General features: G+C 45.4%; 13 protein-coding genes. 5 read left to right on the plus strand and 8 right to left on the minus strand.

Annotation, left to right across the window (positions count from 1 at the left end):
- Nucleotides 1–20: 20 nt before the first annotated feature.
- From AC1HCU_RS14295 to ribD, 4 genes are all read right to left on the minus strand, one after another.
- The gene (locus AC1HCU_RS14295) at nucleotides 21–758 is read right to left on the minus strand and encodes an isoprenyl transferase (protein ID WP_480366998.1); all 738 of its coding nucleotides are present in this window, start codon (nucleotides 756–758) and stop codon (nucleotides 21–23) included.
- Between the two features lie 19 nt (nucleotides 759–777).
- The gene (gene porG / locus AC1HCU_RS14300; RefSeq protein ID WP_480367000.1) at nucleotides 778–1,482 is read right to left on the minus strand and encodes a type IX secretion system protein PorG; all 705 of its coding nucleotides are present in this window, start codon (nucleotides 1,480–1,482) and stop codon (nucleotides 778–780) included.
- 85 nt (nucleotides 1,483–1,567) lie between these two features.
- On the minus strand, nucleotides 1,568–2,911 hold the full coding sequence (locus AC1HCU_RS14305; protein WP_480371245.1) for a DUF6242 domain-containing protein: 1,344 nt from the start codon (nucleotides 2,909–2,911) through the stop codon (nucleotides 1,568–1,570).
- 82 nt (nucleotides 2,912–2,993) lie between these two features.
- Nucleotides 2,994–4,040: a bifunctional diaminohydroxyphosphoribosylaminopyrimidine deaminase/5-amino-6-(5-phosphoribosylamino)uracil reductase RibD gene (gene ribD / locus AC1HCU_RS14310; RefSeq protein ID WP_480367002.1), complete on the minus strand. Its 1,047-nt coding sequence runs from the start codon at nucleotides 4,038–4,040 to the stop codon at nucleotides 2,994–2,996.
- A 70-nt stretch (nucleotides 4,041–4,110) separates the two neighbouring features.
- Between ribD and prmC the strand changes: the two genes are divergently transcribed.
- From prmC to AC1HCU_RS14335, 5 genes are all read left to right on the plus strand, one after another.
- Nucleotides 4,111–4,968 (plus strand): peptide chain release factor N(5)-glutamine methyltransferase, encoded by an 858-nt coding sequence (gene prmC / locus AC1HCU_RS14315; protein ID WP_480367004.1) that lies wholly within the window; start codon nucleotides 4,111–4,113, stop codon nucleotides 4,966–4,968.
- On the plus strand, nucleotides 4,955–5,455 hold the full coding sequence (locus AC1HCU_RS14320) for a regulatory protein RecX (protein ID WP_480367006.1): 501 nt from the start codon (nucleotides 4,955–4,957) through the stop codon (nucleotides 5,453–5,455). Before prmC ends, AC1HCU_RS14320 begins: the two co-directional genes overlap by 14 nt.
- Nucleotides 5,442–6,137: a ComF family protein gene (locus AC1HCU_RS14325; RefSeq protein ID WP_480367008.1), complete on the plus strand. Its 696-nt coding sequence runs from the start codon at nucleotides 5,442–5,444 to the stop codon at nucleotides 6,135–6,137. The genes AC1HCU_RS14320 and AC1HCU_RS14325 overlap by 14 nt, the downstream gene beginning before the upstream one ends.
- A gap of 79 nt (nucleotides 6,138–6,216) precedes the next feature.
- Nucleotides 6,217–6,870 carry an orotate phosphoribosyltransferase gene (gene pyrE, locus AC1HCU_RS14330; RefSeq protein ID WP_480367010.1) on the plus strand — a complete coding sequence of 218 codons (654 nt, stop codon included), beginning with the start codon at nucleotides 6,217–6,219 and terminating at the stop codon, nucleotides 6,868–6,870.
- Nucleotides 6,867–7,286 (plus strand): SRPBCC family protein, encoded by a 420-nt coding sequence (locus AC1HCU_RS14335; RefSeq protein ID WP_480367012.1) that lies wholly within the window; start codon nucleotides 6,867–6,869, stop codon nucleotides 7,284–7,286. The genes pyrE and AC1HCU_RS14335 overlap by 4 nt, the downstream gene beginning before the upstream one ends.
- Nucleotides 7,287–7,422: 136 nt before the next feature.
- On the opposite strand, the gene AC1HCU_RS14340 is transcribed toward AC1HCU_RS14335, so the two are convergent.
- The 4 genes from AC1HCU_RS14340 to AC1HCU_RS14355 form a co-directional block, all read right to left on the minus strand.
- Entirely contained in the window at nucleotides 7,423–8,157 is a 735-nt protein-coding gene (locus tag AC1HCU_RS14340; RefSeq protein WP_480367014.1) for a NigD-like protein, read from the minus strand.
- A 115-nt stretch (nucleotides 8,158–8,272) separates the two neighbouring features.
- Complete coding sequence (locus tag AC1HCU_RS14345) at nucleotides 8,273–10,108, minus strand: YgiQ family radical SAM protein (protein WP_480367016.1); 1,836 nt, start codon at nucleotides 10,106–10,108, stop codon at nucleotides 8,273–8,275.
- Nucleotides 10,108–11,832 carry a SulP family inorganic anion transporter gene (locus tag AC1HCU_RS14350; RefSeq protein WP_480367018.1) on the minus strand — a complete coding sequence of 575 codons (1,725 nt, stop codon included), beginning with the start codon at nucleotides 11,830–11,832 and terminating at the stop codon, nucleotides 10,108–10,110. Before AC1HCU_RS14350 ends, AC1HCU_RS14345 begins: the two co-directional genes overlap by 1 nt.
- Nucleotides 11,833–11,869: 37 nt before the next feature.
- On the minus strand, nucleotides 11,870–12,514 hold the full coding sequence (locus AC1HCU_RS14355) for a DUF4294 domain-containing protein (protein ID WP_480367020.1): 645 nt from the start codon (nucleotides 12,512–12,514) through the stop codon (nucleotides 11,870–11,872).
- Between the last annotated feature and the right edge of the window lie 173 nt (nucleotides 12,515–12,687).

Genomic DNA, 12,687 nt, shown 5'->3' on the forward strand with positions numbered 1-12,687 from the left:
TGTAGCGGTTATTTTTCTGATTATATCTGTTCACTTGTTTTACCGTATCTCCTTTCACGGCTCTGGTAGTCTAGAATTGCTTTGTAAAGCGCTTCCTCGCTAAAGTCGGGCCAGAAGGTTTCTGTAAAATAAAATTCAGCGTAAGCACATTGCCACAGCAGAAAGTTGCTGATTCGCTGCTCTCCGCCCGTCCTGATTAAAAGGTCAGGGTCGGGAAATTCGCTGGTGGTGAGATACCTGCTGATGGTATCTTCGGAAATGTCCTCTGCTTTCAAAACACCTTTGATCACATCGCCGGTTATTCTCCGTGTAGCTTCTGTAATTTCCCATTTGGAAGAATAACTTAAAGCGATTACCAGTTTGAGGTTTCGTCCTCCTTCCGTTTCGCGGATACATGATTCGAGTGCTTCCCTTACATTTACGGGAAGGCGACTTAAATCCCCGATGGAAGCAATGCTTACACCGTTTTTTTTCAGGTCTGCTGTCTCTTTGGCAATAGCATATACTATTAAATCCATCAGTCCGTCTATTTCTTCCGTCGGACGATACCAGTTCTCAGTAGAAAAAGCATACAGGGTGAGGGTTTTGACCGATGTCCTGATGGCTGCTTCCACCACTCTCCTGATGGCACTTACGCCTTCCCGGTGTCCTTCGGCTCGTTCCAGCCCTCTGGCTTTAGCCCAACGCCCGTTTCCATCCATGATGATGGCTATGTGGGAGGGAAGACGGTGATGATTAATTTTTTCAAATAGTGACATCTTTTTTGCGGCTAATAAGTTAATTGCCGTGACAGGGATCTTCTCTCAGTCCGAAGTCCCAGGTAAGGCAAATCATTATAATCGAATACCAATCCTGGTTTTTGATGATGCTGCTCCCAATGCCGTAGGGTTTATCCAAACTCCACGTTTGCGCTTTTCGCGTCACATCGAAATCATCAGCAAACAATTTCCGCATTGAGCATTCGAGGGCAACATTCAATCTGTTTTTTAGTTTGACTTTAAATCCCACGCCAAAAGGCATGTTTGGCCCTATATAGTCAGTCTCTCCCGCTGCATATGTGATCCCTGCGCCGACAAACAGGTAAGGAGTATAGGGTTTTGTACCCGTATACCGATACTTGTCACTGTAGGGCAGGAAGTTAAATTCGGTTTGTACACCTGCTTCTGCAAAAGTACGGCGAAAAGCTGCCTTTTGACCTGAAGGGAAGTTATTTCCCGTATTCCAGGTATCTCCGGAGACCCTCCCGGCCAGCAGGTTTGACTTTAACGCCCAATGAAAATTGATATTGTACCGGAAAAGTAAACCTGTAACGATGCCCGGGTGATATGTGAAACTTGTCTTGTTGGCGTCTCCCATGTAGGAAGAAATCCCTGCCGCAGCTCCTGACTCAAACTTATACTCCTGAGCATAAATACCGGAAGCGACGGGTAACATCAAAAAGCCTGTCATCATCACAAAAAGTGGTATTCCCAGAATCTTCATACCTTCATTCCTTTAATCCTGTTTCCAAGAAAACGGATATTGAGGTAATAAATTATCTTACGTTCAACAAAAGTGACAATCCTTTTCAGTGAGAATCATATTTACTGAGTCTGCCTTTCCAAACATCGGCCAGTTGCGTTTGCGTGGCAGATATTCCGCCGAATATCCATATATAATTATCTGCATCAGTCAGGACCGACGCGTTTGTCCGTTCGGCAAAGCCGGAAGGAAAATCCTGATTTTCTGCTGCCTTAATCCAGTCAAGACCCGAGTTGTCAGAATACATCAAACTGTTTTTTCCGGATGATGTAATCATCAGATAGGGTTTATTATCATAAAAAAACAAATTGCTGCCATTGACCGATATCGTGCCCGGAATTCTTGACAGGATATGAGTGATGACGCCGTTGTTTTCAAGTAAAATCCAGATGTTGTTATTGGATTTATTCTCCGAGGTAGTTCCTCCCGACAAAATAAGGTACTTTGAATAGGATGTGGGTATGTCTACTTTTGTAGCAGAAAAATCCTTTAACGGCAAATTTGCCGGGAGTCGATTCAGAGGCTTCAACACGGAAAAATTTTCAGTTTGTACGAAGGTAAGCATACCGTTAATTTCTGCAGCAGCCAGGATATTGCCGGGGGTTGCCTGAGGAAGTTCTCCATAAATGGCTTTTATTGTGTGTGCGGTGACAATCCTACTCCAGTTGGCGCCGTCGGCCGATTGATAAACCGCTCCTGTGGTTGTGTCGAGGCCGTAAGCGGCATTGTTGACAGTTATCAGAGAGGAAAGCTGCAGTGTGGAAGGAAGGCCTGTCAGGGCTACCGTAGCCCAGTCTGCTCCGTTATTGCTGTTGGCAGACTTCGCCTGTATGGCCGTACCGGTATTGAAATAAGTGATGAACCGGTTTTTGAGAGCGATAGTTTTCTGAGACACAACAAGGGCAGGCAGATAACCGGAACTTCTTTGCTCCCATCCAAGAAAATAGGGATCTTCCTGATATATATTCAGTTGAAATTCATATGATTTTTTTGTGATGCCGTCGGGGGCTGTTGTGATGATCTTCTTTAACCGGGCTATCGCCACAGAGTCTGACTGTATCCAATTATATGTACTGTCGGGATCCAGTGTGAGTTGTACCAAGGCATAGGGGCTGTAGGTGCTGACGCCAGTAATATTGAGCAACACACTATCTGCCCTAAACAAATATGGCAGCGGATCCTTGTTGAATATTTTCCCGTTTATCTGATCAATGGTAAATTTAGTGGCAGACAATACGTCGGATGTGTCGGTAGCAGATGAGAGTGAAAAAGCATAAATTTGTGCATCAGGAGAAAATTCCGTCTCCTCAACATCTGAGTTCAGGCAGGAGGAGAGAAGCAACAGGTTAAGAACAAGCAACCATGCCAGGGAAAAATATTTGGATATCATTCGTTTCAAAAATATTGTACAGCACGTTTAAGATATGCAAAAGTAGAAAGATTTTTCGCTTTAACCATATTAAAATGAATATTTAAAGAAAATTTCGAGTTATTTGGCACTTTAAATGAAACTGTACCGAATTTAAATATCTTTTGGCACTTACTTCTTCCCCCTCTATTTCAGGTGCTTTGGTGCCATTATATAGCTTTTTATCCGAGATCTCCACGTAGGCTTCATCCCATATGTTCTTCCTGATGAAAGAGGATAACAAATGGGCCCCGCCTTCCACAATCAAAGAGTAAATTCCTTCCTGGTAGAGGCTTTGAAGGATTTGCCGGTTAGTGTCGCCGCAAAAATCCATCATAATTTGTTTTATCCCCTTATTTGGCAAGTCAGTGCGGACTGTAGCAGTGAACACTATTGTCGCTGTTGTTCCGTCGAACAAGGCCGAGGTAGCCGGTATTTTATTTTCCCTGTCTATTACGATGCGCACCGGGTGTTGCCCGTACCATTTCCTGGCAGTCAGCCGCGGGTTGTCGAGCATTGCCGTCCGGGTACCCACAAGAATACCCTGTGCCTGTGTACGGATCTTATGAACCAGGGTTTGAGTGAGCCTGTTGGAGATAACCGCAGGTGTCTTTTCTTGGAGCGATGTGCGCACATAGTCCATAAAATGATCTTTGCTCTGTGCCCATTTCAATATCACAAATGGTCGTTTATACTGCTGATTTACGAAAAATATCCTGTTCAGCTCTCGCGCCCCGGTCTCTAAAGTCCCAACGGCTACTTCGACACCCTGTTCTTTCAGTATCCCAATTCCTCTGCCGGAGACGATGGGATTAGGATCCTTCACGGCAACAACCACCCGGGGAATATTCCTGGCAATAATCAATCCGGTACATGGAGGTGTTTTTCCCTGATGGGAACAGGGTTCCAGTGAGACATACAGTGTGGAGTCGGTAAGCAGTGCCTTCTCTTTCACAGCCATGATGGCATTCACTTCTGCGTGCGCTTTTCCATATTGCCTGTGATAGCCCTCACCTATGATACGGTTGTGATGTACAATCACTGCTCCCACCATGGGGTTGGGAAGGGTGTAGCCTTCTCCTTTGCGGGCAAGCTGAAGGCATCGTTCCATAAATACGGGATTTATTTCCATTTTTTTTATCTTTGTTCTGTCAAGTGACTTTCAATACAGAATTGTTATTATGCAGCAATACACTCAGCATATCCGCCGTGAATTAAACCGGTTATATACTTCTTCCGAAATCGCAGTACTCACACGCCTCATTGTGGAAGAGCTCCTCGGTGAACAGAATGTCCTTATCACGTACGACAAAATTAATCATTTATCCCGTTTGCAGATCGAAAAGATGGATGATATTCTGTCCCGCTTAAAAAACGGTGAACCTTATCAGTATGTATTCGGCAAGACTGAATTTTATGGAAGAATATTTAGGGTTACGGGCGATGTACTTATTCCACGTCCCGAAACGGAAGAACTGGTCGAGTGGATTGTGTCGGAGCCGTATGACGGTACTCGTCTAATTCTGGATATAGGTACCGGCAGCGGTTGTATTGCAATAACCCTGGCCAGGGAAATTGCACATGCCCGAGTAGATGCGTGGGACATCTCGGAAAAGGCCCTGGAGATTGCTGCAGAGAATGCCGCCTGGAATAGTGCCGAAGTCCGCTTTTTACGCGCAGACATCTTTCAAACGCCTCCCCGGTGTGGAAAATTTAATCTCATTGTGAGTAATCCTCCCTATGTGACAGAATCTGAAAAGAAACAGATGGAGCGGAATGTTGTCGATTTTGAACCACATGAAGCTCTTTTTGTGCCTGATAACCGACCATTGCTTTTTTATGAGCGGATTACATCTCTTGCCGGAGAGCTCCTTGAGGACGAAGGGAGATTGTACTTCGAAATAAACAGGAATATGGCAGAACCAGTGGCTGGATTACTTTATGATGCAGGATTTCATGCTGTGGAAATAAAAAATGATATCTCTGGAAATCCCCGGATGATTCGTGCCATAAAATCTGCAGGACATGGACAAACCTGAAAAAATAACAACCGCGGAGCATGCGTTTTTGCAAATGTCCCGGCTCTGCTCAAGGAAAGAATGCTGCGTGTGGGAAATACAGCAAAAGCTACAACGGATGTGCATCTCCGATGGGAATGCAGAACAGATTATTCTCCGTTTAAAGAAGGGCCGTTATATCGATGAGGCCCGTTATGCCCGGAATTATATCCACGAGAAATTGACTTACAATAGGTGGGGCAAGATAAAGATTGTACTTTCCCTGCGTCAAAAAAAAATACCCGATGAAGTAATCCAGACTGCATTTGCTGAGTTCTCCGACAATGAACTTAACGCTTCGCTTCAGCCACTACTGGAATTCAAAAGAAAAACTGTAAAGGGAAGCTCTCACTTTGAAATAAACGGTAAATTAATCCGTTACGCATTGGGAAGAGGATATCCAATGAAAGAAATTCTGAGCTGTATGCGGAAGATGAACCTTGATGAACTGCCAGATGAGACGGAATGACCTGTTAATGGAATTTTTCCATCTTTTTTTTCCTGCCGTCTGCATGGTGTGTGGTGAAGAGTTAATACAGCCGGAGGAGTGTATCTGTCTGCGTTGTTTATACAAACTGCCCCGAACCCACAACTTCAAATATCCGGACAATGCCGCTGAACGGCTTATGGCCGGGAGAATACCCTTCGAGCGGATCGCTTCATTTTGTGTTTATGCCAAGAAGGGAATGTTGCCACCGTTGATTCATCAACTCAAATATCATCATCATAAGGAAGTGGGCATCCTCCTGGGAAAAATATACGGTGAAGACCTTCAGGGAAGTGATTTTCTGAAACCTGTTGATGTCATTGTCCCTGTGCCCTTGCATCCGAAGAAAGAAAAAATCCGTGGTTATAATCAAGCGGAAATAATTGCCCGTGGCTTGTCGGCGACTACTTCCCTTCCCCTGTCAGTGGGAAACCTCATCAGGGTGGTCTATAATCCCACTCAGACAAAGCGAACCAAAACACAACGCTGGGAGAACGTGAAACATATTTTCCATGTGAAGAATCCCGGTGAATATGCACAAAAACATCTGCTGCTTGTAGACGACGTCATCACAACGGGTTCCACCATGGAAGCATGCGCTACAGCGCTACAAGGGTGCCAGGGAGTAAAAATAAGCGTGGCAACACTGGGTGAAGTTTTTTAAACTCTTTTTTCGTGAATTGAGATGTTATTAACTCCGAAAGCTGTATTTTTGTGATCAATCAGCAAAAAAAAAAGATAAGATGAACTCTGTACATAAATTAACTGCCGAGAAACTTCTCAAGATTAAAGCAATCAAACTCCAGCCGTCAAATCCTTTTACCTGGGCGTCGGGCTGGAAGTCGCCCATATATTGCGATAACCGTAAACTTATGTCGTATCCTGCTATTCGCAATTTTATCAAGGTGGAGTTTGCCAGGATTGTCCTCGAGAAATATCCCCAAACCGATGCAATCGCCGGCGTGGCCACAGGAGCCATCGCTCCCGGAGCGCTGGTAGCCGACCTGCTCGACTTACCTTTTGTATACATCCGTTCCACTCCGAAGGATCACGGACTGGAAAACCTTATTGAAGGAGATCTCAGGCCCGGACAAAAAGTGATCGTGATTGAAGATCTTGTTTCTACCGGAGGAAGCAGCTTGAAGGCAGTGGAAGCCATACGCAGCAACGGATCGGACGTACTCGGCATGTTGGCTGTATTCACTTATGGGTTCCCATATGCACTAAAGAGGATGCAGGATGCAAGGGTGGAACTGACAACTCTCTGTGGCTACGATGCAATTCTGGATGAAGCTCTGCTAACTGATTATATCGATGAATCTGAGCTGAAAACATTGCAGGAGTGGCGCCATGATCCCGAGAACTGGGGACAGCCAGTAAAAAAAGTAAAAAAATGACCGAATTTGTCAGCGATGTAAAAATAATTCCGTACAGCAATACCGAGGTATTTCGTGTCCTTTCTGATCTGAGCAAGCTGGAGTCTCTTAAAAGCAGGATTCCCAATGATACGCTTCGTGACTTCACGTTCGATGCCGATAGAGTTTCTTTTAAGGTAGATCCAATAGGAAAGGTCTCCTTTCTCGTGGAGGAAAGGGAACCGGATAAACTGATAAAATTCAAATCGGAGAAATTGCCTTTCGATATTTTTATCTGGATTCAACTGGTGTCAAAAGCGGAAAATGATACCCGGTTGCGTCTTACGCTGCGTGCCGATCTAAACCCTTTTATCAGGGGAATGGCAGAAAAACCGATACGCGAGGTCGTGGATAAAATCTCTGAAGCGCTGGCCCACTTACCATACGACCGTATGTAAGATATGCCGGCCTTGCCGGATCCAAGCCGTATGAATAAATGAATAACCGGATGATCTCTTCACAGGGACCATCCGGTTTTTGGAAAATCAAAAAGTCATATAAGAAATAGAACTAATTACATTGTGGTTGCTTCATTTAATAGTATTCACTCGATGAGATAACAGGTATTGGCATCTCTGTTACAGCTTGCTGTATTACCTGGTTGTACCTGTAAACCACATCGTAAGTTATTACTCTTGTTTTTTCCTTCACGCGGACTGACAGCTTTACGGAGTCTGAGTTTTCGTCCCGCAACGGTTTCAGGTCGAAGCAAACAAAACCTTCATAAAACTTGTCACGTTGACTGTTGTAGGAGTTGTGGCGAAACTCCAGATCAATAACATCGGACAATGATTCGGACGGCAGTTCCTTCTTCACTAAATTTATTGCATGCGGTTTAACCCCGCCATAGTTGAACATGAATGAGACATTCAGGTAATCTCCGCCTATCCATACGGCATTGGCTTTTACCGGATCATTGCCGATACTGTCTGCATTTTGGGCATTCAGTTCAATGATCTGCTTCGTGAGAATATTCCAGATATCATTTATTTTGATGTAACGGTCATATCCGTTTTGAGCTCCCGAAAGAATGGTGTAGTTGAGAAATACGCGCTGATTGTATGAAGGGTGGTATGTCATGGCAGTGGCAGCAGGCCATAGCCTTTCGCCATTGTCAAGTAAAAGTGAGTATGCATTTTCTCCACCGGGGACTATGGTTGCTATGTTAATGCGAAACTCCCCCAAAGAACTGGAGTTCTCGTCGCATGATAACAGGAATAAGAAGATTCCGATTGATAAAATACTGATTGTAAAAAAGATTTTTCTCATACAATTTGCTTCTTATACCCGTTAGATGCAAAAAATTAAAAAACGCTGCATGAAAAAAAGACAATCCTCTTTTTTTAACAATGGTTAACGAAAATATGATGTCTGCACGGATAATTTATCCCTTCGGATACAGTCTGTAAATGAGATCCGGTCTTTTCATCCGTTTGAGTGCGCGGAGTATGGAATGTTTGTTTTGCGGATCATGCCAGAAGAAAAAAAGACGTTGTCCGTTTTTCTGCTCTTTCGTTCTGGCCGTATATACAGGTTGCAGGGTGTAGGGATGGTATCCGGTGTAATAGATTTCAGTGGCCAGCGTCATGGGTGACGGAGTAAAGTCCTGTACCTGTTCCAGCTTAAAGTTGAGGTTTTTGGTGATGGCTGCCAGTTCGGCCATCTCTTCTTCGGTGCAGCCCGGATGTGACGAAATGAAGTAAGGTATAAGCTGCTGGTTGAGTGCCTCTCTTTCATTCAATTCATCAAAAATTCGTTTGAACTGTGAGAACAACTCAAATGAGGGTTTTCGCATTGTCTGCAACGTCTTTTCGGAAGTATGTTCGGGGGCCACTTTAAGTCGCCCCGATACATGTAGTGTAATGAGCTCGCGAAGATAACTGTGTGCGGAATCATTGGCTTTTTCGTCGTTACTCCTGTACAGGAGCAAGTCATACCGGATACCGCTGCCAATAAACGATTTCTTCACGCCTGGCAGTGCGTCCACCGCGTGATAGATCTCCAGCAATGGGGTATGATCGGTATTCAGATTGAAACATACCTTCGGGAAAATGCAGGAAGGTTTCTTGCATTTTTCGCATATTGTTAGATCTTTTCCCTGCATCCTGTACATGTTTGCCGAGGGACCTCCAAGGTCACTGATATATCCTTTGAAGCCGGGCATGCGGATGATCTTTTCCACCTCCGCCAGGATGGATGCTTTTGAACGGGAAGCAATGAATTTTCCCTGATGTGCCGAGATGGTGCAGAAGGAACAGCCACCGAAGCAACCCCGGTGGAGATTTACCGAAAATTTGATCATCTCATAGGCAGGGATTGTTTTTCCTCTGTATTTGGGATGAGGCAGACGGGTATAGGGCAGATCGAAAGTGGCATCGATCTCGGCTTCTTTCATTGGAGGGTAGGGAGGATTGACCACCAGTATCCTGTTGTCTACCTCCTGCAGGATGCGTGCGGCGCTGAGACGGTTGGACTGTTCCTCTACCACGCGAAAGTTTTTGGCCTGTTTGAGTTTGTCACTTCGACAGGCATCGTGCGAAAAGAGTGTCACTTCTTCGCCGAATGGATTGGGTGTCACTTCTTCCTTTGTACAAAGAAAAGCTGTTTGCGGGATGTCCCGTATTTCTCTGAATTTTTTCCCGCTGCGAAGACTTTGTACCAGTTGTTTCAGCGGCAGCTCCCCCATGCCGTAGATCAACAGGTCGGCGCCCGTATCAGCAAGAATGGTCTTGTGCAGGGTATCGTCCCAGTAATCATAATGGGTGACCCTCCTCAGCGATGCTTCTACTCCTCCGAGCAACAGTGGTACATCGGGATAGAGTTTCTTAAGAATGCGTGAGTAGACTGTCACTGCTCTGTCGGGTCGCATATCTGATCTGCCGTCGGGAGTATATGCATCATTTGAACGCAGGCGCTTGCCGGCAGTGTAATGGTTGATCATGGAATCCATCACGCCGGCGGTAACTGCAAAGAAATAGCGCGGAATCCCCATCTTTTTAAAGTCCCGCAGATCATCCCGCCAGTTGGGTTGCGGCACGATGGCCACTCTGAGACCTTCACTTTCGAGGAGTCTCCCAATGACGGCGGTGCCAAACGATGGATGATCCACATAAGCATCACCCGAGAACAAGACCACATCCATCTCATCCCATCCCCGAAGTTCCGTTTCCTTCTTCGTGGTAGGGAGCCAGTCCGTGAGTTGAAGTGATCTTTCTTCCATCAGTGATGTTTGTGTTTGTGCTCTTTTGCCAGTCCGGCATCTATCTCACGGGCTCTTTCAACGGCCAGGTGGATGTGCGAGCATATATTTTCCTCACCTACAATCCTGGGGATATCAGATTGGTATAAACTCTCGCGTATATTCTCTTTTACACCGGAGAGAATGACATGGATTTTCTCTTTCTTGGAGTTGCGGCACAAGGTTTCCAGGTTGTTTAACCCCGTGGAGTCAATAAACGGGACTTTACGCATTCTGATAATCCGAATGTTAGGGTGGTCTCCTATCTCTCGCATCTTCTCGTCGAATTTGTTGGCCACACCAAAAAAGAAAGGTCCGTCAATCTCGTAAACTTCCACTCCGTCTGGAAGATAAAGTACCTCTTCCTTCATATTCCCCGAGTGGGATTCCATCTCCTTCGAGATATCGATGCTGCCGGTGGTATGAGATATTTGCGTGCTTTCATTCATCCTTTTCAGAAAAGCGAAAACAGCCAGCAGCAATCCTACGGCGATGGCGACAGTAAGATCGAATATCACCGTAAGAAAGAAGGTTGTCAGCAGGATGGCGCGCGTGGCTTTCGCTTGTTTGTTGAGTGATAAAAAGGTGCGCCATTCGCTCATATTATAAGCTACAACCACCAATACGCCGGCAAGGCAGGCCATGGGAATATGTTTTGTGAGATCTCCGAGAAACAGCACGATGAGTAACAGGACAATGGCATGGATGATACCGGCAACAGGGGTACGGCCACCGTTGTTGATGTTGGTCATGGTGCGCGCGATGGCACCGGTGGCAGGAATGCCGCCAAAGAAGGGTACAACGATATTCGCGACTCCCTGTGCCACAAGTTCCATGTTTGAATTATGCTTTTTACCGGTCACCCCGTCGGCCACCGTGGTAGACAGCAACGACTCTATGGCGCCGAGCATGGCGATGGTGAAAGCGGCCGGGAACAACAGGCGTACACTGTCGAGATTCAATGATATGGTCTGCACTGTGGGGAGCTGGCTATTAATGGTAAAGCGGTCACCAATGGTTTCAATTCCCTCTATATGGCCGTATGTTTTCATCAGATAGGCGACAATTGTCATGATGATGATTGCCACGAGTGATCCGGGAATCTTTTTATAAATTTTCGGTGTAAGAATGATGATGGCCACACTTGTCACGCCAATCAGGACAGCCCACCAGTTCACGGTAGAAAAATACTGGAAGTAGACCGCCCATTTTTCCACAAAACCGGATGGTAACTTGGGTAAGGTCAGCCCGAAAAAATCTTTTATCTGCGTGGAGAAAATGGTTAGCGCAATACCGCTGGTGAAACCCACGACAATGGGGTAGGGTATAAAACGGATGACTGCACCCAGCTTTAAAAAGCCCATCATCACCAGCATGATGCCGGCGATGACCGTGGCCATAGCCAATCCCTGTACTCCGTATTGTTCCACAATCCCATATACGATCACAATGAAGGCTCCTGTAGGGCCGCCAATCTGCACGGTGCTGCCGCCCAGGAATGAGATGATGAACCCGGCGATAATAGCAGTGTAGATACCTTTTTCGGGTGTTACGCCTGAAGCAATTCCAAAAGCGATGGCCAGTGGCAATGCCACGACTCCCACGATCAGTCCGGCCATAAGATCGGCCACAAACTTTTCCTTGTTGTAGTTTTTTAAAGATTGAACGAGCGTGGGTTGAAAGTCCTGAAGAAAATTTATTTGCATACGTCTGAAAAAAAACGGTGCAAAGGTAGCAAAAAAATCAGACATTACCTTGTTCCACGAGAACACATACTCTTTCGGTCACACGATCTTCACCATAGGGATTGTATCTTGTTTTCAGGCTGTTCCCGAATAATCCGGCAAACACATTGTAAGTCCAGGCTTTAAAACTGCCCATAAATGCATCAATGATATGATAAGAAGAGGAGTTGGTTTCCCGGTCTACCAGTTTCATAAGCAGCTGTCCTTGTGAACGGGTTAGTTTTTTCATTTTGGGCGTGTAGGTATCCATCAGGTATTTCTCCATCTTATTCAGATGTTTTTGCCGTGCATTGTCATCGGGAAGCGTTTCCATGTACTCATAGGTTTCGGTGATGATTTCGGCAATTTCCTTGGCATAGGGTAGCGTCTTCTTTACATCGCGGATCAGCTTGTAATAAGCCATCTGATCTTTGGTACTGCGAAAGGTAAGGGGTGAATACTTGATGAAGTCAGTGAGCCACATACAGGCAACGGTGTCGCCCTCCAGAATTACGGCCGGATATATATTCGGCATTAAGAAAATGGTGGAGACTGGTCCGTTGTTTCCGGGGGCCACGTTGGCAGCGTAATAACCTTGTGCTTTCACCGCAGGAGATGAAAGCGCCATACAAAGCACCGCAAATATGTGGATAAGTCTTTCCATAACAACACAAAGATAAAATCAATGTTTTATTTTACCATGAAATGACACGTTAAGTGTAGTTAATTAACCCACGCGTTTATAGAAAGTTAACCGAAAATAAATCGTTAAAAACCGCACCAAAAGCGTTCAAAAGTACAAAAAAAAAATAGATTTTGCTAAAAATTTCAGGAAGA

The organism is Proteiniphilum sp. LBM24028, from assembly GCF_056629195.1.

What these genes read in the sequence shown, in the direction of transcription:
- pyrE (WP_480367010.1), top strand. Translation starts at nt 6,217, where the DNA reads ATGAACTCTGTACATAAATTAACTGCCGAGAAACTTCTCAAGATTAAA.
- AC1HCU_RS14295 (WP_480366998.1), bottom strand. Translation starts at nt 758, where the DNA reads ATGTCACTATTTGAAAAAATTAATCATCACCGTCTTCCCTCCCACATA.
- AC1HCU_RS14345 (WP_480367016.1), bottom strand. Translation starts at nt 10,108, where the DNA reads ATGGAAGAAAGATCACTTCAACTCACGGACTGGCTCCCTACCACGAAG.
- AC1HCU_RS14305 (WP_480371245.1), bottom strand. Translation starts at nt 2,911, where the DNA reads ATGATATCCAAATATTTTTCCCTGGCATGGTTGCTTGTTCTTAACCTG.
- ribD (WP_480367002.1), bottom strand. Translation starts at nt 4,040, where the DNA reads ATGGAACGATGCCTTCAGCTTGCCCGCAAAGGAGAAGGCTACACCCTT.
- AC1HCU_RS14355 (WP_480367020.1), bottom strand. Translation starts at nt 12,514, where the DNA reads ATGGAAAGACTTATCCACATATTTGCGGTGCTTTGTATGGCGCTTTCA.
- AC1HCU_RS14350 (WP_480367018.1), bottom strand. Translation starts at nt 11,832, where the DNA reads ATGCAAATAAATTTTCTTCAGGACTTTCAACCCACGCTCGTTCAATCT.
- AC1HCU_RS14320 (WP_480367006.1), top strand. Translation starts at nt 4,955, where the DNA reads ATGGACAAACCTGAAAAAATAACAACCGCGGAGCATGCGTTTTTGCAA.
- AC1HCU_RS14340 (WP_480367014.1), bottom strand. Translation starts at nt 8,157, where the DNA reads ATGAGAAAAATCTTTTTTACAATCAGTATTTTATCAATCGGAATCTTC.
- AC1HCU_RS14335 (WP_480367012.1), top strand. Translation starts at nt 6,867, where the DNA reads ATGACCGAATTTGTCAGCGATGTAAAAATAATTCCGTACAGCAATACC.
- AC1HCU_RS14325 (WP_480367008.1), top strand. Translation starts at nt 5,442, where the DNA reads ATGAGACGGAATGACCTGTTAATGGAATTTTTCCATCTTTTTTTTCCT.
- porG (WP_480367000.1), bottom strand. Translation starts at nt 1,482, where the DNA reads ATGAAGATTCTGGGAATACCACTTTTTGTGATGATGACAGGCTTTTTG.
- prmC (WP_480367004.1), top strand. Translation starts at nt 4,111, where the DNA reads ATGCAGCAATACACTCAGCATATCCGCCGTGAATTAAACCGGTTATAT.